At 60.1% G+C, this 23,985-nt stretch carries 21 protein-coding genes and 1 rRNA gene; 16 read left to right on the top strand and 6 right to left on the bottom strand.

Features of this window, described 5'->3' with window-relative positions:
- Window positions 1-263: 263 nt before the first annotated feature.
- The 9 genes from AC52Q4_RS15005 to AC52Q4_RS14965 all read left to right on the top strand — a co-directional run bounded on the left by AC52Q4_RS15005 (window position 264) and on the right by AC52Q4_RS14965 (window position 8,308).
- Window positions 264-839 carry a cob(I)yrinic acid a,c-diamide adenosyltransferase gene (locus AC52Q4_RS15005; protein WP_495537605.1) on the top strand — a complete coding sequence of 192 codons (576 nt, stop codon included), beginning with the start codon at window positions 264-266 and terminating at the stop codon, window positions 837-839.
- Between the two features lie 139 nt (window positions 840-978).
- Entirely contained in the window at window positions 979-1,308 is a 330-nt protein-coding gene (locus AC52Q4_RS15000; RefSeq protein ID WP_495537604.1) for a hypothetical protein, read from the top strand.
- 45 nt (window positions 1,309-1,353) lie between these two features.
- Entirely contained in the window at window positions 1,354-2,274 is a 921-nt protein-coding gene (gene prmA / locus AC52Q4_RS14995) for a 50S ribosomal protein L11 methyltransferase (RefSeq protein WP_495537603.1), read from the top strand.
- Window positions 2,275-2,417: 143 nt separating this feature from the next.
- On the top strand, window positions 2,418-2,717 hold the full coding sequence (fis, locus tag AC52Q4_RS14990) for a DNA-binding transcriptional regulator Fis (RefSeq protein WP_495537602.1): 300 nt from the start codon (window positions 2,418-2,420) through the stop codon (window positions 2,715-2,717).
- A gap of 108 nt (window positions 2,718-2,825) precedes the next feature.
- Window positions 2,826-4,406: a bifunctional phosphoribosylaminoimidazolecarboxamide formyltransferase/IMP cyclohydrolase gene (purH, locus tag AC52Q4_RS14985; RefSeq protein ID WP_495537601.1), complete on the top strand. Its 1,581-nt coding sequence runs from the start codon at window positions 2,826-2,828 to the stop codon at window positions 4,404-4,406.
- 83 nt (window positions 4,407-4,489) lie between these two features.
- Complete coding sequence (purD, locus tag AC52Q4_RS14980) at window positions 4,490-5,773, top strand: phosphoribosylamine--glycine ligase (protein ID WP_495537600.1); 1,284 nt, start codon at window positions 4,490-4,492, stop codon at window positions 5,771-5,773.
- A gap of 197 nt (window positions 5,774-5,970) precedes the next feature.
- Window positions 5,971-6,534 carry a LemA family protein gene (locus AC52Q4_RS14975; RefSeq protein WP_495537599.1) on the top strand — a complete coding sequence of 188 codons (564 nt, stop codon included), beginning with the start codon at window positions 5,971-5,973 and terminating at the stop codon, window positions 6,532-6,534.
- A 132-nt stretch (window positions 6,535-6,666) separates the two neighbouring features.
- Window positions 6,667-7,641, top strand: coding sequence for a M48 family metallopeptidase (locus AC52Q4_RS14970; RefSeq protein WP_495537598.1), 975 nt, complete (start codon window positions 6,667-6,669; stop codon window positions 7,639-7,641).
- Window positions 7,642-7,855: 214 nt separating this feature from the next.
- Entirely contained in the window at window positions 7,856-8,308 is a 453-nt protein-coding gene (locus AC52Q4_RS14965) for a hypothetical protein (protein WP_495537597.1), read from the top strand.
- Window positions 8,309-8,410: 102 nt separating this feature from the next.
- Here the strand turns inward: AC52Q4_RS14965 and mmsB are convergent, their stop codons facing one another.
- Both mmsB and AC52Q4_RS14955 read right to left on the bottom strand, forming a co-directional pair.
- On the bottom strand, window positions 8,411-9,307 hold the full coding sequence (mmsB, locus tag AC52Q4_RS14960; RefSeq protein WP_495537596.1) for a 3-hydroxyisobutyrate dehydrogenase: 897 nt from the start codon (window positions 9,305-9,307) through the stop codon (window positions 8,411-8,413).
- 613 nt (window positions 9,308-9,920) lie between these two features.
- Window positions 9,921-10,574, bottom strand: coding sequence for a histidinol-phosphatase (locus AC52Q4_RS14955; RefSeq protein ID WP_495537595.1), 654 nt, complete (start codon window positions 10,572-10,574; stop codon window positions 9,921-9,923).
- A 140-nt stretch (window positions 10,575-10,714) separates the two neighbouring features.
- On the opposite strand from AC52Q4_RS14955, the gene AC52Q4_RS14950 reads away from it, so the two are divergent.
- From AC52Q4_RS14950 to AC52Q4_RS14940, 3 genes are all read left to right on the top strand, one after another.
- A complete protein-coding gene (locus AC52Q4_RS14950; protein WP_495537594.1) occupies window positions 10,715-11,260 on the top strand; it encodes an RNA pyrophosphohydrolase in 546 nt (181 codons plus the stop codon).
- Between the two features lie 27 nt (window positions 11,261-11,287).
- On the top strand, window positions 11,288-13,555 hold the full coding sequence (gene ptsP, locus AC52Q4_RS14945; protein ID WP_495537593.1) for a phosphoenolpyruvate--protein phosphotransferase: 2,268 nt from the start codon (window positions 11,288-11,290) through the stop codon (window positions 13,553-13,555).
- A gap of 79 nt (window positions 13,556-13,634) precedes the next feature.
- Window positions 13,635-13,853 (top strand): bacterioferritin-associated ferredoxin, encoded by a 219-nt coding sequence (locus AC52Q4_RS14940; RefSeq protein ID WP_495537592.1) that lies wholly within the window; start codon window positions 13,635-13,637, stop codon window positions 13,851-13,853.
- Between the two features lie 623 nt (window positions 13,854-14,476).
- Here the strand turns inward: AC52Q4_RS14940 and hemJ are convergent.
- A complete protein-coding gene (gene hemJ, locus AC52Q4_RS14935; RefSeq protein WP_495537591.1) occupies window positions 14,477-14,905 on the bottom strand; it encodes a protoporphyrinogen oxidase HemJ in 429 nt (142 codons plus the stop codon).
- Between the two features lie 112 nt (window positions 14,906-15,017).
- Window positions 15,018-16,832, bottom strand: coding sequence for a chloride channel protein (locus AC52Q4_RS14930; protein WP_495537590.1), 1,815 nt, complete (start codon window positions 16,830-16,832; stop codon window positions 15,018-15,020).
- Window positions 16,833-17,135: 303 nt separating this feature from the next.
- Between AC52Q4_RS14930 and argC the strand changes: the two genes are divergently transcribed.
- Window positions 17,136-18,164: an N-acetyl-gamma-glutamyl-phosphate reductase gene (gene argC, locus AC52Q4_RS14925; RefSeq protein WP_495537589.1), complete on the top strand. Its 1,029-nt coding sequence runs from the start codon at window positions 17,136-17,138 to the stop codon at window positions 18,162-18,164.
- Between the two features lie 95 nt (window positions 18,165-18,259).
- Window positions 18,260-18,613: an iron-sulfur cluster insertion protein ErpA gene (gene erpA / locus AC52Q4_RS14920; RefSeq protein ID WP_495537588.1), complete on the top strand. Its 354-nt coding sequence runs from the start codon at window positions 18,260-18,262 to the stop codon at window positions 18,611-18,613.
- 63 nt (window positions 18,614-18,676) lie between these two features.
- On the opposite strand, the gene AC52Q4_RS14915 is transcribed toward erpA, so the two are convergent.
- Window positions 18,677-19,813 (bottom strand): anhydro-N-acetylmuramic acid kinase, encoded by a 1,137-nt coding sequence (locus AC52Q4_RS14915; protein WP_495537587.1) that lies wholly within the window; start codon window positions 19,811-19,813, stop codon window positions 18,677-18,679.
- A gap of 8 nt (window positions 19,814-19,821) precedes the next feature.
- The gene (locus AC52Q4_RS14910) at window positions 19,822-21,354 is read right to left on the bottom strand and encodes an OapA family protein (protein WP_495537586.1); all 1,533 of its coding nucleotides are present in this window, start codon (window positions 21,352-21,354) and stop codon (window positions 19,822-19,824) included.
- 229 nt (window positions 21,355-21,583) lie between these two features.
- Between AC52Q4_RS14910 and tyrS the strand changes: the two genes are divergently transcribed.
- Both tyrS and AC52Q4_RS14900 read left to right on the top strand, forming a co-directional pair.
- Window positions 21,584-22,819 carry a tyrosine--tRNA ligase gene (tyrS, locus tag AC52Q4_RS14905; RefSeq protein WP_495537585.1) on the top strand — a complete coding sequence of 412 codons (1,236 nt, stop codon included), beginning with the start codon at window positions 21,584-21,586 and terminating at the stop codon, window positions 22,817-22,819.
- A gap of 314 nt (window positions 22,820-23,133) precedes the next feature.
- A 16S ribosomal RNA gene (locus AC52Q4_RS14900) occupies window positions 23,134-23,985 on the top strand; the annotation flags it as partial.

Below are 23,985 nucleotides of genomic sequence, written 5' to 3'. Positions count from 1 at the left end.
CATTACAAGGATCTCGAGCCCGGCAAGTGGGTCGAAGTCGAGGGCTGGTATGGTGCGCAGGCCGGCCGCGAGGAAATCATGGCGGCGGTTGCTCGATATCAGGAAGCTCGCGTCAAGCCGAATTTTTGATCGCCGGTGCGGCGGTGCATTCGGTATTTTTGACGGTGGGGTGGCGCGGCTGCCATCATCCCGCCCTGGCATGCACGGGGCGGATACGCTTTACGATTTGCGCCTTCAAACACGGCTCCTGATCGGAAAGTCTTGTGGTCAAGCTGACGAAAATTTACACGCGCACCGGCGACCGCGGCGACACCGCGTTAGGTGATGGCCGGCGTGTGCCCAAGCACCAGACCCGCGTGATCGCCTACGGTAGCGTCGATGAAACCAATGCCGCCCTCGGCGTCGCTCGGCTCCACGTCGAGGGGGAACTCACGGCCAGCTTACGCAGAATACAAAATGATCTCTTCGATGTCGGGGCGGATTTGTGCATGCCGGAGGCAGAGGACGCGCAGCAGCAGGCGCTCAGAGTGTGCGCCGCTCAGGTCGAGTGGCTGGAGCGCGAAATCGATCGTCTGAATCTCTCGCTGGAGACGTTGCGCTCATTCATTCTACCCGGCGGTACGCCCGCGGGCGCCCATCTTCATCACGCGCGGACGGTGGCGCGTCGCGCCGAGCGCGATATTGTGGCGCTAATGGACGAGGAGACAATCAACCCCGTGGTGCTGCACTATCTCAACCGGCTCTCCGACTTTTTGTTCGTGGCCGCACGCACGGTGAATCGCGCCGCCGGCGGGGACGTGTTGTGGGTTCCCGGTGAACATCGTGACGAGAGCGGATGACAGGCGTGCCATCTTTGCTTTGCCAAGGGGCGGATGTGGCCGCGGCGTTGACAAAAAATGTAAAATTAATATTGTAGTAATTTTTTGCGGCGGCAATCCCCAGCGCTCAAGCAGCCAGAGTCAGTGCGAGAGGCCTCCCGTGGTACGGACTATCAGCTTAGAAGAGTTCGTTGAGCACAGCCAGGCGTACGAGGGCACCGGGGGAGTGAGTACCAATAATCGCTCGCTCGGCTTCGTCCCGGCCTTCCTGGATACTGACACCGGTATCGTATACATTTCTCGTAACGCGAATGGAACATTGTCGCCTTGCCATTGCTTGGACGGCTTGCCGGGTACCCTCATCACTTCCCGCGACCGCAATGGCCGCGCCCGTGCAGTGAAAGTCTCCGTCATCGCGGGTTTCGAGCGGGGCGGTTGCTTTTTCACGCGGGAGCAAGCGGCGCTTTTCGCGGCGACAGAAGAGATCTGAAAGACCAGTGCTTTCTCTTTGTCTCGCATTCGGTGCGCTCCCACCATGGATTGGACACAAATCGCCTTCGACCTGGAAGCCGACGCCTGCCCTCGGGTAGAGAACATACTCGAGAAATCGGGAGCGCTGGCCATTACCTATCTGGACCCCGGGGGAGATCCGGTTCTGGAGCCAAGTGCCGGAGATCCTGTGTTATGGACCCGGGTGCGCTTGGTGGCGTTGCTGGAAGGACGGTCCGCGGTCGGGTCGATCCGTGCACAGTTAGCCGCCCATCTGGGTCGCGAACCGCCGGGCTGGTGCGTGGAAGCGGTTCCGGATCGGGCTTGGGAACGGGTATGGCTGGACGGCTGTGCGCCGCTGCGGTTTGGTGAGCGGCTGTGGGTGATCCCGGCCGGGTTGGAAGCCCCAGCACCCGATGCGGTTAATGTCCGGCTCGATCCCGGTCTGGCGTTCGGCACCGGCAGCCATCCGAGCACGGCACTGTGCTTGGAATGGTTGGAAGCCTCCCCGATTTCCGGCCGCTCGGTTGTGGATTATGGATGTGGCTCAGGAATCCTTGCCGTCGCCGCGCTGTGCCTTGGTGCCCGTGTCGCTTATGCGCTGGACACCGATGCCCAAGCCCTGTTGGCCAGCCGTGACAATGCCGCGCGCAACGGCGTCGGTGAGCGGCTGCGCTTGCTCACCGCCGCGGATGCGCCGCCGGGCGTGGACGTCGTGATCGCCAATATACTCGCGCGAACACTGCGCACCCTGGCCGCTGAGCTAACCCGTATCACGCGCCCTGGTGGTGCGCTGGTTCTCTCGGGGCTGCTTGAGGAACAGCTCGCAACGGTGAGGGAGGCCTATGCGGGCGCCTTTCGTTTCGAGCCACCACGAATTCGGCAGGGTTGGGCTTGCCTCATCGGGCGGCGGTTGGCCAGGGGGAGTCACCACGCCTCGCCCGCTGATGAGCTCAATACGCTTTAACCGCAAAGGAATAGTGTTTATTATCGGCTATCCTTGTCGAAAGCATAAACCGCCTGCGGCACAAAGCGTCGGCAGTTGACCAAGCTTTCCTTTTCGCCTTAAGCCTATAACTCCGTCAAAAACAAACGGTTGTAGTTAGCGAGATGGTGAATCAAGCCACAGTTGCTGATGTCCATGAGGGGAGTCAACCCGGCTCCGCCCGGCTCGGAGAGCCGTGGCCCATCCGCTCTTGTGTCCGCGAGGCGCTGGACGTGTATTTTCGTCGACTCGACGGTTGCAAGTGCAGCGGCCTTTATAAGATGGTGCTAACGGAAGTCGAGATCCCGCTTCTGGAAGCGGTAATGCATGTTTGCTCGGGTAATCAGACGAAGGCAGCAGAGATGCTCGGCATCAATCGCAGCACATTGCGCAAGAAGCTGCAGCACTACGGACTAGAGCATTGACTGGACTCCAAGATGCGTTGATGCGCATCGTCGCTGGCCGGCATTAATTTCCATCAGAACTGAGCTGGCAGAAGCAGCGCCACGCTGACCGTCAGCCGGGATCCGCGAATGTCATTAGCTTCTCCGCTCTGCGCGGTGCGCAGAGCGCTTATCAGCGTTTCCGACAAGACCGGCGTGGTCGATTTCGCCAATGCGCTGGCCGCGCGTGGCGTCGAGATACTCTCCACCGGTGGCACGGCGCGGTTGCTGAGCGAATCGGGAATAGCGGTGATAGAAGTCTCCGCCTACACCGGTTTCCCGGAGATCATGGACGGCCGGGTAAAAACCCTTCATCCGAAGGTGCATGCGGGTTTGCTGGGTCGGCGCGGGGCGGATGAAGCGATCATGCAGGCGCACGGCGTCGTGCCGATCGATTTGCTGGCCGTGAACCTCTACCCATTCGAGAGGGTGGCGGCTGAGGGTTGTTCTAAGGAAGAAGCCCTCGAGAACATCGATATTGGAGGGGTCGCGATGCTGCGTGCGGCCGCGAAGAATTATCCGGCCGTAGCGGCGGTGGTGGCCGCAGCCGACTATCCGTTGATAATCAGCGAACTCGACGAGCACGGGGGGTTGAGCGAGGCGACGCGCGAGCGCTTGGCCGCGTGCGCGTTTGCGCAGACCGCGGCGTATGACGCCGCCATCGCGGGATATTTCGCTGAGCGGATCGTTGGCGAAGGCGTAGGCGAACTTCCGCAGATGCTTGGCCTGCAGCTCAAGAAAACCCGTGCCTTGCGTTACGGGGAGAACCCCCATCAGCGGGCCGCATTCTATACGCAAACGGGGGCTCGGGAGCGGTCGGTGGCGAGCGCCGCTCAGCTGCAGGGCAAGACACTCTCGTTCAATAACATTGTCGATACGGACGCCGCCCTCGAGTGTGTCCGGGAGTTCGAGCAGCCGGCTTGTGTCATCATCAAGCACGCCAATCCCTGTGGTGTGGCCACGGCGGAGGCGCTGCCCGAGGCTTACGAGCTGGCCTTTCAGACCGATCCCACCTCTGCGTTCGGCGGGATCATCGCCGTCAACCGCCCGTTGGATGCCCTGACCGCGGCTGCGATCGTCGAGCGCCAATTCGTCGAAGTCATCATTGCGCCGAGCGTTGAAGACGAGGCATTAACCCGTACGGCGACGCGGAAAAACATTCGGGTGCTCGCCTATGGCTCGTGGAACGGCGAGTCGGATCCCGGGTTCGATCTCAAGCGCGTGTGGGGCGGATTCCTGGTTCAGGAGGGTGATAACGCGATACTGCCCGCGGGCGGCGAGCTACGCACGGTCAGCCGGCGGCGTCCCGGCGTGCACGAGCGAGAAGATTTGCTCTTTGCCTGGAAAGTCGCCAAATACGTCAAATCCAATGCCATAGTCTATGCCCACGGTGGGCGTACCCTGGGTATCGGCGCCGGGCAGATGAGCCGCGTTGACAGCGCCCGCATCGGCGCTCGCAAGGCCTCCGACGCGGGCTTATGCCTCGATGGTGCCGTCCTCGCCTCGGATGCGTTCTTCCCTTTCCGAGACGCCGTCGATCACGCGGCGGCGGCCGGTGTCAAAGCCATTATCCAGCCCGGGGGCTCGGTGCGAGACGATGAAGTCATCGCCGCGGCGGACGAACATGGGCTCGCCATGGTATTCGCCGGGATGAGGCATTTCCGGCACTGAACCCTCATCACCTTCGCGTCGGCGGATGCCGCGGCTCGGATTAGGCCTATCGGTGCCCTCGCCGGTTGACTGGGAGCGAGATCATGAAGGCTCTGATCATAGGCAGCGGCGGGCGAGAGCACGCGCTCGCCTGGGCGACAGCGCGCTCGAGCGGTGTCGAGACCGTCTACGTAGCGCCGGGTAATGCCGGGACGCAACTCGAGCCCAAGGTCCGGAATGTCGGTCTCGGGGCGGACGACGTGCCGGCGTTAGTGGATTTCGCCCGTCAATACGAAATCGACCTGACCTTGGTCGGGCCCGAAGTGCCGCTAATGATGGGCGTGGTTGATGCCTTCAAGGAGGCCGGTTTGCGTTGTTTCGGCCCCAACCGACTCGCGGCCGAGCTCGAGGGTTCGAAAGCCTTCTGTAAGGATTTTCTCGTTCGACACAATATACCGACCGCCGAGTACCGGGCGTTCACGGATCCGCAAGCGGCGCGGGATTATATCCGAGCGCAGGGCACGCCGATCGTGGTGAAGGCGGACGGTCTTGCGGCGGGTAAGGGCGTGACGGTCGCCAAGAATCTGGACGAAGCTTTGCAGGCCGTGGATTCGGCTCTTGTCGATAACGCGTTCGGCGCTGCTGGGGAGCGCATCGTGGTGGAAGAATATTTGGAAGGAGAAGAGGCCAGTTTCATGGTTCTCGTCGACGGCAAGCAGGCGTTGCCGCTCGCTTCCAGCCAGGACCATAAAGCGCGGGACGATGGCGAGAAGGGACCGAACACCGGGGGAATGGGAGCCTATTCACCGGCATCGATCGTTACCCCCCAATGCGAGGAGCGGATCATGCGCGAGGTGATCCGACCCACCATCGCCGGCCTAGCGCAAGAAGGGCGCGAGTACGTCGGGTTTCTCTATGCAGGGCTTATCGTGACAGAGGAAGGCACGCCCAAAGTGCTCGAGTTCAACGTGCGCTTGGGTGATCCCGAGGCCCAAACGGTTCTCATGCGGCTGAAGTCCGATTTCATCGAGCTTTGTGACGCCGCGCTCGCTGGTCGGCTCAGTGGTCTTTCGCCCGATTGGGACGAGCGCGCCTGCCTCGGGGTGGTGATGGCATCCGGTGGCTATCCCGGCAGCTACGCCAAAGGGCACGTCATCTCCGGCGCACTCGCCCTGGAGCGCGCGAATTGCAAAGTTTTTCATGCCGGGACGGCCCTCGATGAGCATGGTAATCTCCTCAATATCGGTGGGCGGGTGCTGTGCGTGTGCGCACTCGGCGAGACAGTGGCCTCGGCTCGGACCCATGCCTACGAGCTGGTGCGCAACATTCATTGGGAGGGAGCCTACTATCGCAGCGATATCGGCCATCGGGCCGTAAGGCGGGAGTAGGAGGGCATGGCTTGATTCTGCGCTAAGCAGAGCGCGCACGCTCGCTATTCCTCCGGCTTTCTCGGTCTGGCCAGGAGCGGCGCCGTGATCGCATTCGCATTTCCTCCGCGCGCCACCTTCAGTTCGTTGCACTCGGATTTCGGATAGGACATCTTGATTCGCGATCTCGCATCGTTGGCTCAGGGAGGGCCAGCCGCATGAACCTCACCATTATCGCAGCGCTTGTCATCGTCGCGCTCGCCGTCGTCTGGGTGATCGCCCTATATAATCGCCTCGTCCGATTGCGTAATCAGGTCAAGAATGCATGGCGTCAAATCGATGTCCAGCTAAAGCGCCGTCATGATCTGATCCCCAACCTGGTCGAGGTCGTAAAGGACTACATGAGCTACGAGCAGGAAACACTGCGCCAAGTTATCGAGGCGCGCAACCGGGCGGTTGCCGCAGAAGGGCAGGACGTCGAGGTAGCGATGGCGGCGGAGCAGGGGCTCAGCGGCGCGCTGGGTCGCCTTTTCGCGCTGATGGAGAATTACCCCGACCTCAAGGCAAACGCGAACGTGGCGAACCTGACGGAGGAACTCTCCAGCACCGAAAACCGAATTGCTTTCGCCCGCCAATTTTATAACGACAGCGTCATGGGGAAGAACAATGCCATCGAAAGCTTCCCGTCCAACATGATTGCTAATATGTTCCATTTTCGCCATGGGAAGTATTTCGAGGTCGATACCGCCGTTCGGGAGACGCCTCGGGTCGATCTGCGCTGAGTTGCCATGTCGCGCAAATGGGTCAACTGTCCCCACTGCGGCGTGCTGAACCGCACCGGGGTTGCAACGTGTCGCCGCTGCGGGATCGCGACGGCTAACTCGCGACGGCGCGCGGACGAGTGCGCTAAGCGGTTGCGACGCACCGACTTCCTGGCGGCTGCCGCAGCTAATCGCAGCAATACTAACCGTCTGGTTCTGCTGCTTTTGCTGATAGGTGCGGCGCTCGGTTACGTACTCGGTTGGAGCCTGGAGCGTTATACGGCTGCGGCGGCGCAGCTGCACGACACGCCCGTCTGGTACCTCAGCCCGTGGGGTGTGCGGGGAGCACTTCTGCTCACGTCGTTCGGGATTGTCTCGATCGTTGTCACGTTTCGCGCGGGCGAGCGTATCGTGCTCGGCTTGGCTGGGGCACGAGAGGCAAGCCGGCAAGAATTTGCCCAGCTGCACAATGTGGTCGAAGAGATGGCCATTGCCGCCGGTCTTCCCAAACCGAAAGTCTATATTCTCGATACACAAGCGCTGAACGCGTTCGCCACCGGCATGGACACAGATCGCTCCGCAATCGCCGTGACGCGCGGGCTGCTCGACAAGCTCGATCGCGACGAATTGCAGGGTGTCATCGGGCATGAAATGGGGCATATCGTCAATTTGGATGTGCGCTATGCCACGGCAGTGGGAATATTGGTCGGGCTGATCGCGTTGGTTGCAGACTTTGCCCTCCGATCCCTCTACTTGCGCGGTACCGGGCGTTCGTTGCGCAGCGCACGCGCGGGAGGCGCTGCGGCGGTTGCCATGCTTGCCGTCCTGATTTTTGCGGCGCTCGCGCCGCTGTTCGCCAAGTTCGTGCAAATGGCGATCTCACGGCAGCGGGAATTCCTGGCGGACGCTACGAGCGTGCGCCTGACGCGGAACCCTCACGGGCTGATATCGGCCCTGGAAAAGCTGGCCGCGAGCAGGGAGCGGTTTCGCGGCGCCAACCGAGCGATGCAGCACCTGTTCATTGTCAATCCCTTGCGCAATTGCTCCGAGCGGACCCATCGTCTTTTTGCCACTCATCCACCAATATCGTCGCGACTCCAACGGTTGATGCATCTAGGCCAGGACTGATCGTTGGCAGGCAAATTGCCGCGTAGGCGCGATTACGCAAAAAAAGCCGCAGCCGCTCTAATTGACCACCTGCGTGGGCCGTGTACGATCAGTAGCGAGGAGGGGCGTGCGGGCTCGACCCTGCGAAGAGCAAAAATACGTTGCCGGCTGTGGTAGGGTTCACAGCGCCGCGCCCCTGGGAGCCGGTCGGCCGACAGGGAGATAAATCTGAACGATGCCAAAAGATAATCGGCAGGTGGCATTGAATGAGTTGGTCGCTCATTGCGAGGCAACGGCGCGCCGATATCGGCATGCCGCCGACACGCTGGCAGGAACGGGCGGCGAAGCCGTGCTACGGCGATGCGCCGCCGAACGGGACGGTTTGACCCAGCGCTTGCGCTACCAGGCGCGTCAGCTCGGGGCTCTGCCGGATGCGGCCGAGGCGGAGCGCGATGTCACGCCCATCTTAAGCGAGCTGGTCATGGCTCGCTTGGCTGCCCGCGGGACGACGGCCGTGCTGCGTGGGCGCATCGACGATGAGCAGCGTATTTTGGCGCTTGCCCACGCCGCACTCTCCGAATCACCGCCCGCGGCCGTGCAGCACGTGCTTGAGGCCGTGCGAGAGGAGGCACAACGCACAATTGATCTTCTGACGCAGGAGTCCTATCGAGCGGTGCAGGGAAGCTGATGCGCGCTTGGCGCACCTTTCGTCCATTTTCGTCAGAAATGCCTTCGACCTCTTGCGCTAGCGTTCTGGGCCGCCTCGCTTGACTGCGCGCCGTAACGGCAATCAACTGAGGCGATTACCCTGCAGGAGCTGAATGATGCTGGAGAAATCCCGTCGGCCATTGCCGTTTGCGCAATGGATTGCATAGAGACTGCGTGCCACCGCCCCGAGCGGAGTCGAGGTCGCCGAGGTCAGGGCGGCGTTCATTGCCAAGGCAAGATCCTTTGCCATGAGGTCACCGACGAATCCGCCCTCATAACCTCGGCTTGCCGGAGTGTTCTCCATTAGCCCCGGGTATGGGTTGTAGCACTGTAGCGCCCAATTGTTGCCGGAGCTTGACTGCATGATCTCAGAGACCACGGCGGGGTTCAGGTCGTGCGCCGCGGCTAAATTCAATGCTTCGCAGGTACCGATCATCAGTATTCCCAGGAGCATGTTGTTGCACATTTTGCCGATCTGTCCGGCGCCATGGCCGCCCGCGTGAAAGACCTTTCTCCCCATCGCCGCGAGGATCGGTCGGGCCGCCTCCAACGCCGGGGCCTCCCCACCGACGATGAATGTCAGGGTGCCGGCGTTGGCACCGGCGACGCCGCCGGAGACGGGTGCATCCAGAAAGGGCAGGCCGCGTGCGCCGGCAGCGTCGGCAACGGCGCAGGCATCCTCGGCGGCGATCGTGCTGCAGTCGATGAGTAACGTGCCGTTGCTCACGCTGTCGAGCACTCTGCCTGCGCCCATATAAAGGTCGCGGACGTGTTCGCCGGCGGGTAGCATGGAAATGACAACCGTGGCGTCAGCCACGGCTTCCGCAGCACATCGCGCGACGCAGGCACCTTTCTGGGCGACACGTGCCACGGCCTCTGGAAGGAGGTCGAAGGCTACCAACTCATGACCGGCCTCGAGTAGATTGGCGGCCATCGGTGCGCCCATATTGCCCAGGCCGATGAATGCGATTTTCGCCATGGTTGCACCTCATATGTCGTTTTGACTTGCCCGGTACCCGCGTGCTCAGTGCCTTCCTAAGACAAAGTGTTGCTGATCCCTCGGGTGAATGCACGATTCGTAGGCTACGCGGGGCGGAGAGACGCGTGAGGCGAAAAGCGCCATATTGAAGGAACACGACGAAGGGCAGTCGCGCCCTGAAAGAAGGAGGCTGTGCACGCGACGGCGCATTGCTTGTATACGGGCAGACAGGGCCGGATGCGACGAGAAGCGCTACTTGGCGGCCAAAAAAACTGGGGAAGCATTTCTGCCTCCCCAAATAACGGTTCCTTGCCAAATGATAGCGCAGCCCGTTTTGCGCGCTGGATATGGCAGCCTCACCGGCTAGACGCTTTGGAGGTTAAGGCGGATACAGCGACGACCTCCCTGTCTAGGGTTAGGGTTGCTACGGGTTGTTGCTCCCGCCGCTGCGGACCGCATTACCGGGAAGCTGCTATCCTCGCGATATACACTTTGAACATTTAGACCGATCGCCGATGGTGTGGGTTCCGCTAGCGAGCACTTTCCCCGCTTGCCGAGCGAGAAATTGCGTGGGCAGGGGCGATGGGAAACGCGAGTGAAGTGGCCGGAGAAATCAGCGCAGGCTGATAATGGGCCAGCCGCGCTGAAGGGCCTGGCGGTGGAGTTCAGGGTCGGGATCGACCGCGACAGGGTGAGAGACACGCTCCAACAAGGGAACGTCATTGTGCGAATCACTGTAGAAGTAGCTATCCATGAGTTGGTAGCCGGTACGCATCAACCAAGCCTGCAGGGCTTCGATTTTACCCTCCCGGAAGGTCGGGATTCCGCTGACCGCTCCCGTGTAACGCTCATTGGCCATCTCCGGATCGGTCGCCAGGAGATGTTCGATACCGAACAAAGCGGCGATCGGCTCGGCGAGGAAGCGATTGGTAGCAGTTATGATGAGGAGAATATCACCTCGCATGCGATGTGACTCCACCAAGTCCCGAGCATGATCCAATACGATCGGGCGGATGTGCTCGTCAATGAACTTTGCGCGCCAGAGCTGCAATTGACTGGGATCATGCTGAGCGAGGGGCTTCAGCGCGAAGCGAAGATACCCGTAGATATCGAGCGTACCAGCCTGATAGGCCTCGTAGAACCGTTCGTTCTGAGCGGAATACTCCACCCCATCCACGATGTCGTTGTCCACCAGGAACCGACCCCACAGGTAATCGCTGTCACCGGCAAGCAGCGTGTTGTCCAGATCGAAGATGGCTAGGGTCAATTGGGCTCTCCACCTGGGGGTATCGACCGTGGCGGCCTATAGTATACGAAGTAGCCTTGCGGATGGAGGGCGATTTGGTGCTTTTCAGGCGCTTGTGGAAAAATAGGCTCAATGTTTTCGCTTACCAGTCATATTTATAAGTGATTGATTCAGACGGATTTCGACTTAATGTGGGAATTATCCTGAGCAACGCTGCGGGATGGGTTTTCTGGGCTCGTCGTTTCGGGCAAGACGCTTGGCAGTTTCCCCAGGGGGGCATTAATAGAAATGAGGCGCCAATCGACGCACTTTATCGTGAACTTGACGAGGAAATTGGGCTCGAGCCCCGCCACGTGAAGGTGCTCGGGCGCACGGATGGTTGGCTGCGCTACCGGTTGCCACGGCACATGATACATCGCCGTCGCCGCCCGGTCTGCGTCGGTCAGAAGCAAGTATGGTACATGTTGCAATTGACAGGTTCGGAAGAAGTTGTTCGATTGGACACGTGCGCGCAGCCGGAGTTCGATGATTGGCGTTGGGTCCACTACTGGAAGCCCGTCGATGAAGTGGTGTTCTTTAAACGCCGCGTCTACGATCAAGCGTTGACACAGCTGGCGCCGCTGCTGTTTCCCTTCGGGCCACCGCAACGGCCGGAGCCGCGTTCACGCCTGCGCCATCCTTACAGCCGGCGCTACCGAATACGGTAATCTGGACCGCGTATGAGGCGGACCTAAATGCTTGAGATCCTCTATCGCATCGTCCAGGAAGTTAACGCCGCCAGAGATCTGCGCCAAGCGCTCAATATCATTGTCGATCGAGTCGCGGCGGCGACGGCCTCGGACGTCTGCTCGGTCTATCTGGTGACGGAGGATCACGCCACCCTGACCCTCATGGCGACGCGCGGGCTGAACCCGGATGCGGCAGGGCACGTGCGGTTGCAGCTGCATGAAGGCCTGGTCGGTTTGGTTGCCGAGCGTGAGGAGCCGATCAATCTCGGCGATCCCGAGTTGCACCCTCGCTTCCGCTACGTCCCGGAGACAGGCGAGGAACGCTTTCATGCCTTCCTCGGCGTGCCGGTCATCCATTACCGTCAGCTGTTGGGCGTCTTGGTAGTCCAACGCCAGGAACGTCGTCGTTTTGATGACGACGAGGTTGCCTTCATGGTGACCATGGCGGCTCAGCTCTCCGGTGTAATCGCCTACGCGCAGGCGGTCGGCAGTATTGATGCCCTGCATACCGGCGGCGGCGCCAAGCGCATTCGGCCATTGACGGGCGTGCCGGGGGCGACGGGGGTCGCTATCGGTACCGGCCGGGTGATCCATGCGGCAACTGATTTCGCCGCGGTCCTGGACCGCGCTCCGGAAAACGTCGAGCTCGAGGAGGAGACGTTCCTCAGCGCAGTGCGCGCGGTGCGCAAAGAGTTCTCGGAACTTGGGGAACGACTCTCCGGCAAGGTGCCGGCCGATGAGCAGATGCTCTTCGAAGTCTACGTGCACATCCTGGACGGCAACACCTTGGTTGAAGAGATCCGCCAGCGCATCCGCTCAGGTCAGTCAGCGGTGGGCGCGGTCCGGGATGCCATCGCCGAGCAGGTGCGGCTATTCGATGAAATGGAGGACCCCTACCTGCGTGAGCGCGCCAGCGACATTCGCGATATCGGTCGGCGACTGCTGATGCGATTGTCCGCCGGAACCGAGGACACACGCAGCATACCGGAGCAGACCATCCTCGTTGGGCATGAGATCAGCGCCACGCAGCTTGCCGAAATTCCGCGTCATAAGCTCGCTGGCGTGGTGGCTGCAACCGGCTCGGTGAACTCCCATGTCGCGATCCTGGCGCGCGCGCTGGGTATTCCTGCGGTAATGGGGGTAATCGACCTCAAGGCCGATCGGTTAGAGGGCTGCGAGCTCATCGTCGATGGGTATACCGGGCGCGTATACGCACAACCGAGCCGAGCGGTGCGACGGGAGTATCGGCGCCTGATGCGCGAGGATGCGCAAATCTCGGAGCGGCTCAAAAGTCTGCAATCGTTACCGGCGACCACCTTGGATGGCGTGACGGTCGGTCTTTACGTCAACACAGGTCTGATTGCCGATGTCAGCTCTTCATTGGAGGTCGGCTGCGACGGGGTGGGGCTGCACCGCACCGAGCTGCCTTTCATGATTCGCGACCGTTTCCCGGGCGAAGAGGAGCAAGTCCGCCTATATCGGGAGGTGCTGCAAGCATATGCGCCGCGCGTGGTTACCCTGCGCACGCTCGATATCGGGGGAGATAAGATGCTGCCTTACTTCCCGATCGCCGATGAATACCCATTACTCGGCTGGCGGGGCATCCGGGTGATGTTGGACCACCCCGAAATCTTTCTGACCCAGCTGCGCGCGATGCTCAGAGCGGATATGGGGTTGGGTAATTTGCAGATCATGTTTCCGATGATCAGCCGCTTGGAGGAGGTCGAAGAAGCCGTGCAGCTGGTGCACCGCGCGCGCAAGCAGCTGCGCGAGGATGGACTGGTGGCAAGTCTTCCGAAGCTCGGCGCCATGATCGAGGTGCCGGCGGCGATCTATCAAACGGAGAGCCTGGCGAGACGTCTCGATTTTCTCTCCATCGGCAGCAATGATCTGGCGCAATATCTCTTGGCCGTTGATCGCAACAACCCGCGGGTCGCACCCCTGTATGACGAGCTGCACCCGGCCGTTCTACGCGCCGTGAGCTCGATCGCCGAAATGGGTTGCCGAGCCGATGTGCCAGTTTGTGTTTGCGGAGAGATGGCGGCGAATCCGGGTATTGCGCCGTTATTGCTTGGCATGCGGGTGACTGCCCTGAGTATGAGCCGCACCAGCTTACTGCGCGTGAAGTGGGTGCTCCGCAGCTTCAGCTTCCGCGAGGCGAGGGAATTGCTAGAACAAGCGGTCGCTATGGAGTATGCCGATGAGGTTCGCTCATTGGTCCGTAATGCTCTGGAGACCAAGGGGCTGGGAGGCTTGATGCGTGCGGGCAAGTAGCCGGTTGAGTACGGGTGCGAACAGTAATGATTGTTATTTGACATCTTGTTAAGGTGGTAGTAGGTTGTGCGTGTGGAGAATGGAGGTCGAGAGCATGTACATCTGCATCTGCCGCGCCGTCACCGATCGGGATATCCGCGCTGCCCTCGAAAAGGGCGCTTGCACCATGCGGGAACTGCGCCAGTGCCTAGGGGTTTGCAGCGATTGTGGCAAGTGCGGCCCACACGCACGGAAGCTACTTATCGAGCACCGCAAGCCACAGCCGCCATCGATGGACCTCGTCGTTCAGCCAGCCTAAGGGCTGTCGCACCGCCGGCAGTCCGGATTTGATACTGAAGCGTTGAACCGTAACGGTTAATGGACGTTCCAGTGTATTCTCCCAATGAGCTGCCGGCGAGTGAATCTTTGGCGCGAGAGAGGGTCATGCTGGCAACAAGCCCCTCGTGCCGTGGTTGGGTGCGCGGTTGCACTGACTTGGTTCCAGGGTTTTAGGTCGGGGTATCGAGAAAAACATTATAGCGCCGCACGAATGCGAGCGTTTAGTTTACTGGGCAGCTGAAAAACACTTGATTGTGGCAGACTGGTTGGGTTTACGCAAATGCTTGTTGAAAACTCCCCGACCAAGATATGACCGCTTCCCGATGAGAAACTCGCCTGGCGAAGCGGGCTCTACGGCGTGACCTTCGCCGGCACTTCAATACCCAATTCGATAGCTCTTGTCCTGAGCTCGTACTTTTACATCTTATAGGCGCAGCGTGCCGCTTCAAGGCTCGCATCGGTGCCGCGCGGCGCGCTCGTTTTCGTCGGAAGTTGTTGAAATCGGGCGTCCCGACCGGAACTTGCCGATTGACAGCAAGATCTCGTTGGCTAAACGGGCAGCGCGTCTCAACGCCCCATGCAGGGGCCGGCTGCATTCCGGCGTCAAGTGAGGGGTTTCACGACGACGAGAATGACGATGCCGAGCAAGCCGGCAACGGGTAGCTCGTTGAACCAACGGTACCAGACGTGTCCCCGGGTGTTGCGATCGTTTCGGAATTCGCGCAACAGCCAGCCGGAGTAAGCATGGTAGGCAATGAGTAGTCCGACCAGAAGGAGCTTTGCATGGAGCCATCCCTGAGCGAGCCAGCCGGGCGAGAGGTAGAGCAGCCAACTGCCCGAGAGCACAGTGAGCACGCCGCTCGGAGTCATGATGCCCCGATAAAGCTTGCGTTCCATGACCTTGAACCGCTCCAGGCTAGGTATATCCGTGGCTATCGCGTGGTAGACGAAAAGACGCGGTAGATAGAACAACCCGGCGAACCACGTGATAACGAAAATGATGTGAAACGCTTTTATCCAAAGATACAACACAGCCTCCGAAGCAATCCCGCTGGGCTTTCGATAAAATGCTTTGTTGTGTCCGCCTGTCGCCGTTTCCGTCGCTGACGGTCAAGCTCCGCCCATCCGAATAGTCAACGGCCGCTCAGTCGAGCAGCGCCGCACTCGCTCTGACGCTGCGGGCGATCTCTTGCGGCGTGATAACACCCACCAAGTCCTCGACGCGAGTGCTGCCTTGCGTACGCGTGACGAGCGCCTTTTCCGTACCCTTGGCACGCATTCCGCGCACGATGGTGGGCCACGAGGTTCTGGCGGTGACAAGGAAGAAACTCGTCTCGACGAGAGCCTCTGGATCTTCGTCGCGCAAGAGGTACAGCAACTCGTCACGGGCAAGTCCTAGGATCTCTCCGTCCCGGGCGATCACCGTGTGACGGGGCCCTTGACCGGGAACGTGTTTCGCCTGCCAGGCTTCTAACTCGGCTATGTCCACAACCTGATAATCGTTGGTCATTATGGTGCGCGCGTTTCTCGCCGAGGAGACCGCTGCTTGCAGTCCTTGCGGCACACGCACGCCGCGGCGGACGAGCTTCAATGTGTAGATGCTTTCCGGCGTTTGACTGATCCGCACGACGTAGGCCAACGAGACGGTAGTGATGATCGGTAGCATGGCGCTGTAGTCGCGTGTCTGCTCGAAGATCATCGTGATGGCTGTGAGCACCGCGCCGGTCGTGCCTCCGACCATGCCGGCCATACCGGCCACGGCAAAGACGACCGGATCGATGGCGGCACCGGGCGCAAGCAGGGCAAACAGGTTGCCGAAGGCCGAGCCTAACGTCGCGCCGAGAAAAAGCGAGGGAGAGAATACGCCGCCGGAGCCCCCTGAGCCTAGCGTCAAGCCGGTTGTCAGGAGCTTGGCGAAGAACAGCAATGCAAGGAAAGCGGGGTTCGTCAGGGTACCTCGCAGCGTATCCATCACGGTGGCGTAGCCCACACCACCGACATAGTAATGCCCACTGTAGCGCAGGAATAAGTAGAGCATGATGCCGACGGCGAACATGCCGCACATATGGCGAATGTAATCATTACGGAAATGGAGCGCGAACCAATCCTCCATCTCATAGATAAGCCGGATGAATACGGAAGAGGCACAGCCGAGAATGATGCCCAATGGCACGCAGAGTATCAGAGTGTAAAAACCGACCAAATCGTCGGCGAACACAGCGAGTTCAGGTACGTCGAACGATGGCAGCAGCCCGCCATAAAAATCGCCCACGTATGTGGCGGTCACCGTGGCGATGGCCACTAAAGCAACCGTTCGGGCACTTATCGATACCAACAACAGCTCGATCGCGAAGGCAAGCCCACCGATAGGGGCGTTGAACGTGGCGGCGATACCGGCGGCTGCGCCGGCGCCGATCAGCACCACTCGCTGATGGGCGGGTAAGCGCGTGAGTTGTCCAACGACCGAGCCGAATGCCGAGCCGATCTGGACGATCGGTCCCTCGCGGCCAACCGAACCGCCGGTACCTATGGTTACCGAGGAGGCGATGGCCTTGGCGATGACGACCACGGGGCGAATGCGCCCTTGACCATAGTAGATGGCATGCAGCACCTCGGGCACGCCGTGGCCTCGAGCCTCAGGTGCCACTGTGCGCGTGATCCAGGTGACGATGAGGCTGCCGAGCACCGGCACGAGAATGATGCCTATTCCCCACGGGCTGGGTTCGGCATGGATATTCGCGTCAGAGCTCAGTCCCAGCCTGCCGAAGAAAAACAGGTTATGGAAAAATGCGATAATTGCCTTGAAAGCAATGGATCCGAGCCCACCCGCAATGCCGATGAGCACGGCGAGGAAAAACATGTGACTGCCGGCTAGGGGGCGTTCCCCCGCGTCGACGTGTTCGTCCTCCTGGGCGATGCCCATATGTGCTTGCGTAACCTCTTGATCGCGGCCGTCCATCGTGCAGTCCCCAATCTGGAAGAGCGTTGCCGCCGCACACGGCCCGCCCGATTTTCGCAACCTGAGCAGCCACGGTCAGCCCACGACGCTACGGTGCACTAGCCTCCCTGTTAGATGCGATCGGCCGAGGACACTGGGACCGGTGTTAACGGTCGGTTGCGTTGCCTACAGGAATCCCCCTCCAATATATTCTTTCGGAAATTGGCGGCCATGCGCAAGGTGCTTGGAGAAGCGGCATTGTGAGTGAGCGGGCCAGACCATATTATGCGAGAGTGGAGAAGGCGAAGTGGTTAAGGGAACACGATGATTTCTGTGGGCGTGGTCGGGGCAACCGGATATACTGGCGGTGAGTTGCTGCGCCTGTTGTTGCGCCATCCGCGGGCGGAGATCGTGACGGTTACCTCCCGCAGCCAGGCCGGGGTGGCGCTAAGCGATTGGTTCCCCAATCTGCGCGGAGAAACGGGGCAGTGCTTCAGTGAGCCGCATGTGGAGGATTTTACGGCCTGTGATCTTGTCTTTTTTGCGACGCCTAACGGCGCAGCCATGCAGATGGTTCCCCAGTTGCTCGCTGCTGGAACTCGGGTGATCGATCTCAGTGCGGATTTTCGCATCAAAGATATCAGTGTCTGGTCGCAATGGTATGGTCTGGAGCACGTGTGTCCGGAATTGGTGGCGGAGGCGGTGTACGGACTGCCGGAAGTAAACCGGCAAGCAATCCGTGCGGCGCGTTTGGTCGCCAATCCAGGTTGTTACCCGACGGCGGTGCAGCTCGGTTTTCTGCCTCTGGTGGAACGAGGGCTCGTGGATCTCGATCATCTGGTGGCTGATGCCAAATCAGGCGTGAGCGGAGCCGGACGCCAGCCTAAACAGCATACGATGCTCACGGAGGCGGGCGAAAGCTTCCGTGCTTACGGTGCCAGCGGGCACCGACATCTTCCGGAGATTCGGCAGGGATTAGCCGACGCCGCGGGGAGGTCCGTCGGTTTGACGTTCGTGCCCCATTTGATTCCCATCGTTCGTGGCATCCACGCCACCCTCTATGGACGGCTTTTGGATACCGAGGTCGACGTGCAGGCGCTCTATGAGCGGCGATTCCAGGATGAGGCCTTCGTGGATGTCATGGCGCCGGGCAGTCATCCCGAAACGCGAACGGTGCGAGGAATCAACATGTGCCGGATGGCGGTGCACCGCCCTAGCTCGGATTCGGTCGTGGTTTTGGTAGTGGAAGACAATCTTGTCAAGGGTGCGGCGGGGCAGGCCGTTCAAAACATGAATCTGATGTTCGGTCTTGACGAATGCCTCGGTTTGGCTGACATCGCCGTCTTACCCTGATTCTTTCAGGCCGGCGAGTCGCCGTATTGACTAGACGTCCGGTAATCCAGTACAATATCCTTAATATATGACGTTTGCTGCGGGAGGTAATTCCCATGACCGAGGTTGCAGAACAGAATGCCGCTCCTCTGGTGTTTACGGACAGTGCGGTAGAAAAGGTCCGTGAGCTGTTGCACAAAGAAGAGAAGGGCGATCTCAAGCTTCGCGTCTACATAACGGGAGGCGGTTGCTCGGGCTTTGAGTACGGTTTCATGTTCGACGAGAACGATGAGGAAGGCGATACGGTCATCGAGAAAGACGGCGTTACGATGGTCGTCGATCCGATGAGCATTCAGTACCTCACTGGGGCGGAGATTGATTTTGTCGAAAGCCTCGAGGGCGCTCAGTTCGTGATTCGCAACCCGAATGCCACGACCACCTGTGGCTGTGGATCCTCCTTCAGCGTGTAAGCTGCCGTGGTAAGCTAGATAGGCCGCCGCGAAACCGCACTTGAGCAGGACGGCAGCGGCGGCTCATTCCGCCGAAGCGGCGCACCGTTCACCAGCATATACCCCACCCAGCACGACCCTTTGGCGCGCTCCCGTGACAGCCGGGACATTTCCGGCAGTCTTGTGAATGCGGCAACGAGCAAGCCAGGCGAAAGCGATGGCTTCGACGAAATCCGGGTTCACCCCGAGCTCGGCGGTCGAGCGAACGCAGTATCCCCGCAGATTGGCCGACAGGCGGGCCTGCAAGTAACGATTACGTACACCTCCTCCACAAAGCAATACTTCGGCCGGACTAGAGACTTCCTGACGAATCGCTTGGGCAGCAGTCATGGCAGTCAGCTCGGCCAAGGTCGTCTGCACGTCGCGAGGACTCACGTTCGCCAGGGTATTGCCGGCCCGTCGCGCAAGCCAGTCCAGATTGAAGTACTCGGGGCCGGTGCTCTTTGGGGCGGGGCGGTGGAAAAAAACATCGTCCATGAGCACGGCGAGCAGTTCATTATTTAGGACGCCACCGGCGGCCCACGCGCCCTCTGCATCGAAGTTGCCATTGTGATGGCGTCGCCACCACGCATCCATCAATGTGTTTGCCGGACCGCAATCAAAGCCTGTTATGTCCGCCGCAGGAGCGCCCGCCAACAGCGTAATATTGGCGATTCCGCCAAGGTTGAGCACAACCGTGTTTATATTTTGCCGGCGAAAAATCTTGCCGTGCAAGCTGGCCGCGAGAGGCGCTCCTTGGCCGCCGGCTGCCATATCCCGGCGGCGGAAGTCGGCTACCACCGTGATCCCGGTCTTCTGTGCCAAGCGATTCGGGTCGCCGATCTGAACGCTCGACGGTGGGCAACCGTCGGCATCATGCCATACCGTTTGACCGTGATTGCCAATCGCTCGAATCTCTCCGCAGCGATGGCCGCTGGCCGCTAAGAGCTCATGTGTGGCCTCGGCGAAAGCGTCGGCTACGGCGGCATCGGCACGGGCCACGCGCACAAGTGGCGTTTGGGGGCCGATGTTGCGTAATGTGCTGACCAACTCTTGAGGTAGTGGGGAGGAGCGAGCGTATAGCACCCGTGGCGGATGGTCCGGCGGATCAAAAGCCACCAATGCCGCATCGACGGCATCGATGCTGGTCCCGGATATGAGCCCGATATAGAGCTCGCTCATTGGCTGGCCTATTTGCTTTCTTCGTTGCTGGCGAGCTGGGTGCGCGTAATCACCGCCAATCGCGCCAGCCGCGAGACGGCTTTGTCTTTGAAATCCGCCAAATACCGATCGTCTATGGGCTTGGCGTCAGGCAGCGCGACTTTCAGCACGTCTCGCGGAACCCCATTGACGCGAAATTCGTAATGCAGATGCGGGCCGGTAGCCAAGCCGGATTGGCCCACGTAGCCGATAATCTGGCCCTGAGAGAGCCGCACTCCGGCGCGAATTCCCTTGCGGATGCGCTTCATATGCCCGTACAGCGTGCTGTAATTATGCCCGTGGTGAAGTATGACGGCATTGCCGTAACCGCCTTTGCGACCAGCGAAGGCGACCACGCCATCGCCAGCCGCCTGAATCGGGGTTCCGGTAGCTGCCGCGAAATCAGTGCCTTCATGCGGCCGGCATACATGGAGAACGGGATGGCATCTCGACTTGCTGAAATGAGAACTGATACGACGGAAGTCCACCGGAGTGCGCAGAAATGCCTTGCGCATGCTTTTCCCCTCCGGTGTGTAGTAGCCGACCCGGCCTTTGGGGTCCGTATATCGCACGGCGCGGTAACGCTTGCCTTGGTTGGTGAACTCGGCAGTTATGATTTCGCCGTTGCGGATCTTCTCACCGTTCTTGTAGTACTGCCGGTAGACTAAGGCAAAAGAGTCGCCACTTCGCACATCGTGAACGAAATCGATATCCCAGCCGAAGATTCCGGTCAATTCCATTATCAGCTTCTCGTCTAGCCCAGCCCTCAGCGCGGCCTGGTAGAGAGAATCATGAATCACGGCGGTCGCGTGCGCGCTACGGCGTTCCAACGCGTGCTCAGCCGTTTCGGCATGGAACGCGGCACCTGGCGTACTGCCTCGCGTTATCGTCAGGGTCCGCGTCTCGTCTAGCTTACGGCGTAGAGCGAGAAGCGCGCCGTCGTCGCTGATCCGCAGCCATATTTTGTCCCCCGGGAACAGCCGCTCCAACGCGCCTCCTGGAGCATTGTCCACGTGCGTAACTGCAAATACGGCTTTGGGGCTCAATCCCCGCTTTTGAAAAATCGCCGCCAGGCTATCGCCTGGCTTGATCCGAACCGCCTGCCAATTGCCCTGTGGGTCTTCTGGTTCACTGCCCGCCCGGTCATCGTCTGAGAGAGAACGTAAGGCGCTCGGCAATGGATGGGGCGCTGTGCTGGACTCTGCCGAGTCCGCACCGGGAGCATAGGCGAGCAGCGGCGGCGCGGCACTGGGGTCGTCGAGGTCTTGAATGCGCCGCTTTGGGATAGGCAGCTCCAAGGTGCGGCTTGCGGTTTTTGCGGCTAGCGTCTGTGCGGGCAGCTGCTGCAATGCGGCGCGCTCGGGCATTGCGCCCGCATCGTCCCTGGTAGACAGCAACGACGCTACAGCCACCACCCCGGAGATCCCTAGTGCGATCCAGTGCCAGCGCTGGGGCCGAGGGACGCGTCGTTTCTTCGGTCTTGGCTTGAAGTCCAGGCCTGAGACACGTGTTTTGAAAGCCATGTTCTTTTACCCGATTTTCTCTAGCAAACATTATTCGTGATCATCGGCGTCGGTCAATGCACCCTACTACAATACTCGATTGTGCTGTGCGCCTGACCGAGAAAGGGCGACGGCATTCGCGTGACTGCTGCCGTGTAGTTCTCGTTTCCGGTAAAATTCAGCGTTCGTGATTCCAGGGGTATCCGGTCTTGACTGTGGCGACGTCGCACTCGCGCGCGGGAGCAAGCTAATGAAGGACAGCGAAGAGGCACTGCAACTCATCACTCGCGGTGCGGTGGACATCCTCCCGGCCGGGGAGCTTCAGGCACGGTTGGCGTTAAATCGTCCGCTGCGGGTAAAGGCGGGGTTCGACCCGACGGCGCCGGATCTGCATCTCGGGCATACCGTGTTGATTCACAAACTGCGCCAGTTTCAGGATCTGGGGCATGAGGTGGCGTTCCTCATTGGCGATTTTACCGGCATGATCGGTGATCCAAGCGGGAAAAGCGCTACGCGTAAGCCGCTGACGCGGGAAGAAATCTTGCGCAATGCACGCACCTATGAAGAGCAGATTTTCAAGATTCTGCAGCCCGAGCGCACTCGGGTGGTTTTTAACTCCGAGTGGATGGATGGGCTGTCAGCCGCCGATATGATTCAGCTTGCCGCCAAGTGCACGGTGGCGCGGATGCTCGAACGCGACGATTTCTCCCAGCGTTACAGGAACGGGCAGGCCATTGCGGTCCATGAATTTCTCTACCCCTTGGTGCAAGGCTATGACTCCGTGGCACTGCAGGCGGATATCGAAATCGGCGGTACCGACCAGAAGTTCAATCTGCTCGTCGGCCGCGAGTTGCAGAAGGCTTATGGGCAGCTGCCGCAGATCATCATGACCATGCCCATCCTCGAAGGCTTGGATGGGGTCCAGAAGATGTCGAAGTCTTTGGGCAACTATGTTGGGATTCGGGAGGCGCCCGAAGAGATATTCGGCAAGCTCATGTCGATATCCGATGAGCTCATGTGGCGCTATATGGAACTGCTCAGCATTCGGTCCTCGCAGCAGATCGGGCAACTGCGCGAAGCGGTTGCGCAGGGGCAGAACCCTATGGATGTCAAGTATTCATTGGCCGAGGAGCTCGTTGAGCGATTTCATGGTCGTAGCGCCGCCGAGCGGGCGCGAGAGGGGTTCATTGCGCAGTTCCAGAAAAGAGCTATACCCGAGGAGCTCAAGGAGATTACCCTGACAGTGCCCGAGGACGGCATGCCGATCGGCACTCTGTTGAAACACGCCGGGTTGGTCTCCAGCACATCCGAGGCGATGCGCCTGATGAAACAACGCGCCGTGCGCGTCGACGGTGAGTGCATCGAGGACCGCGTGCGAGTGGTGGCGCCGGGAAGCGCACACGTCTATAAGGTAGGTAAGCGGCGTATCGCCCGCGTCAGGCTGGTTCAGAAACCGAAGAGCCAGGTCGACAGTCAACCTCAATAACAAACATTTAAGACGATCGCAGGACGAAGTCGAAATAGGGTTTGACCAACGCTTGGGAGGCGCTATAATGGCGGTCCCTTAACGGGAGGCAGTTGACACTGACCCGGCGGGGACGCGCTCAGGCACAGGTGGTGAGTTCAAATAGACCTTCACTTTCCGATCGCCTAAGCGTACGACGATGCTCTTTAACAAGACGGACCAGATGACTTGTGTGGGCGTTTGCGTCGATGCTGGCTACGCCAGATTATCGGCGAAACGACCTCGGAAGTTCCAAGACGTTTGCGTCGAGTCAAGATGATTAGTATTTCAGTATTAAACTGAAGAGTTTGATCCTGGCTCAGATTGAACGCTGGCGGCATGCCTAACACATGCAAGTCGAGCGGCAGCAGCACCCTTCTTCGGAAGGGTGGCTGGCGAGCGGCGGACGGGTGAGTAACGCGTGGGAATCTACCCTTCGGTGGGGGATAGCCCGGGGAAACTCGGATTAATACCGCATACGCCCTACGGGGGAAAGCGGGCCTCTGCTTGCAAGCTCGCACCGATGGACGAGCCCGCGTCCGATTAGCTAGTTGGTGGGGTAACGGCCTACCAAGGCGACGATCGGTAGCTGGTCTGAGAGGACGATCAGCCACACTGGGACTGAGACACGGCCCAGACTCCTACGTGAGGCAGCAGTGGGGAATCTGGGACAATGGGCGAAAGCCTGATCCAGCAATGCCGCGTGGGTGAAGAAGGCTTGCGGGTTGTACAGCCCTTTCCGCCGGGAGGAAAAGCATCGGGCCAATACCCCGATGTCTTGACGTTACCGGCAGCAGAAGCACCGGCTAACTCCGTGCCAGCAGCCGCGGTAATACGGAGGGTGCAAGCGTTAATCGGAATTACTGGGCGTAAAGCGCATGTAGGCGGTCGGATAAGTCGGGTGTGAAAGCCCCGGGCTCAACCTGGGAATTGCATCCGATACTGTTTGGCTAGAGTCTGGTAGAGGGAGGCGGAATTCCCGGTGTAGCGGTGAAATGCGTAGATATCGGGAGGAACACCAGTGGCGAAGGCGGCCTCCTGGACCAAGACTGACGCTGAGGTGCGAAAGCGTGGGGAGCAAACAGGATTAGATACCCTGGTAGTCCACGCCGTAAACGATGAGGACTAGCCGTTGGATTCATTTATGA

The organism is Nitrococcus sp., from assembly GCF_059432795.1.
The sequence above is the reverse complement of the archived record's forward strand: the minus strand, read 5'-3'. Positions and strand labels throughout refer to the sequence as shown.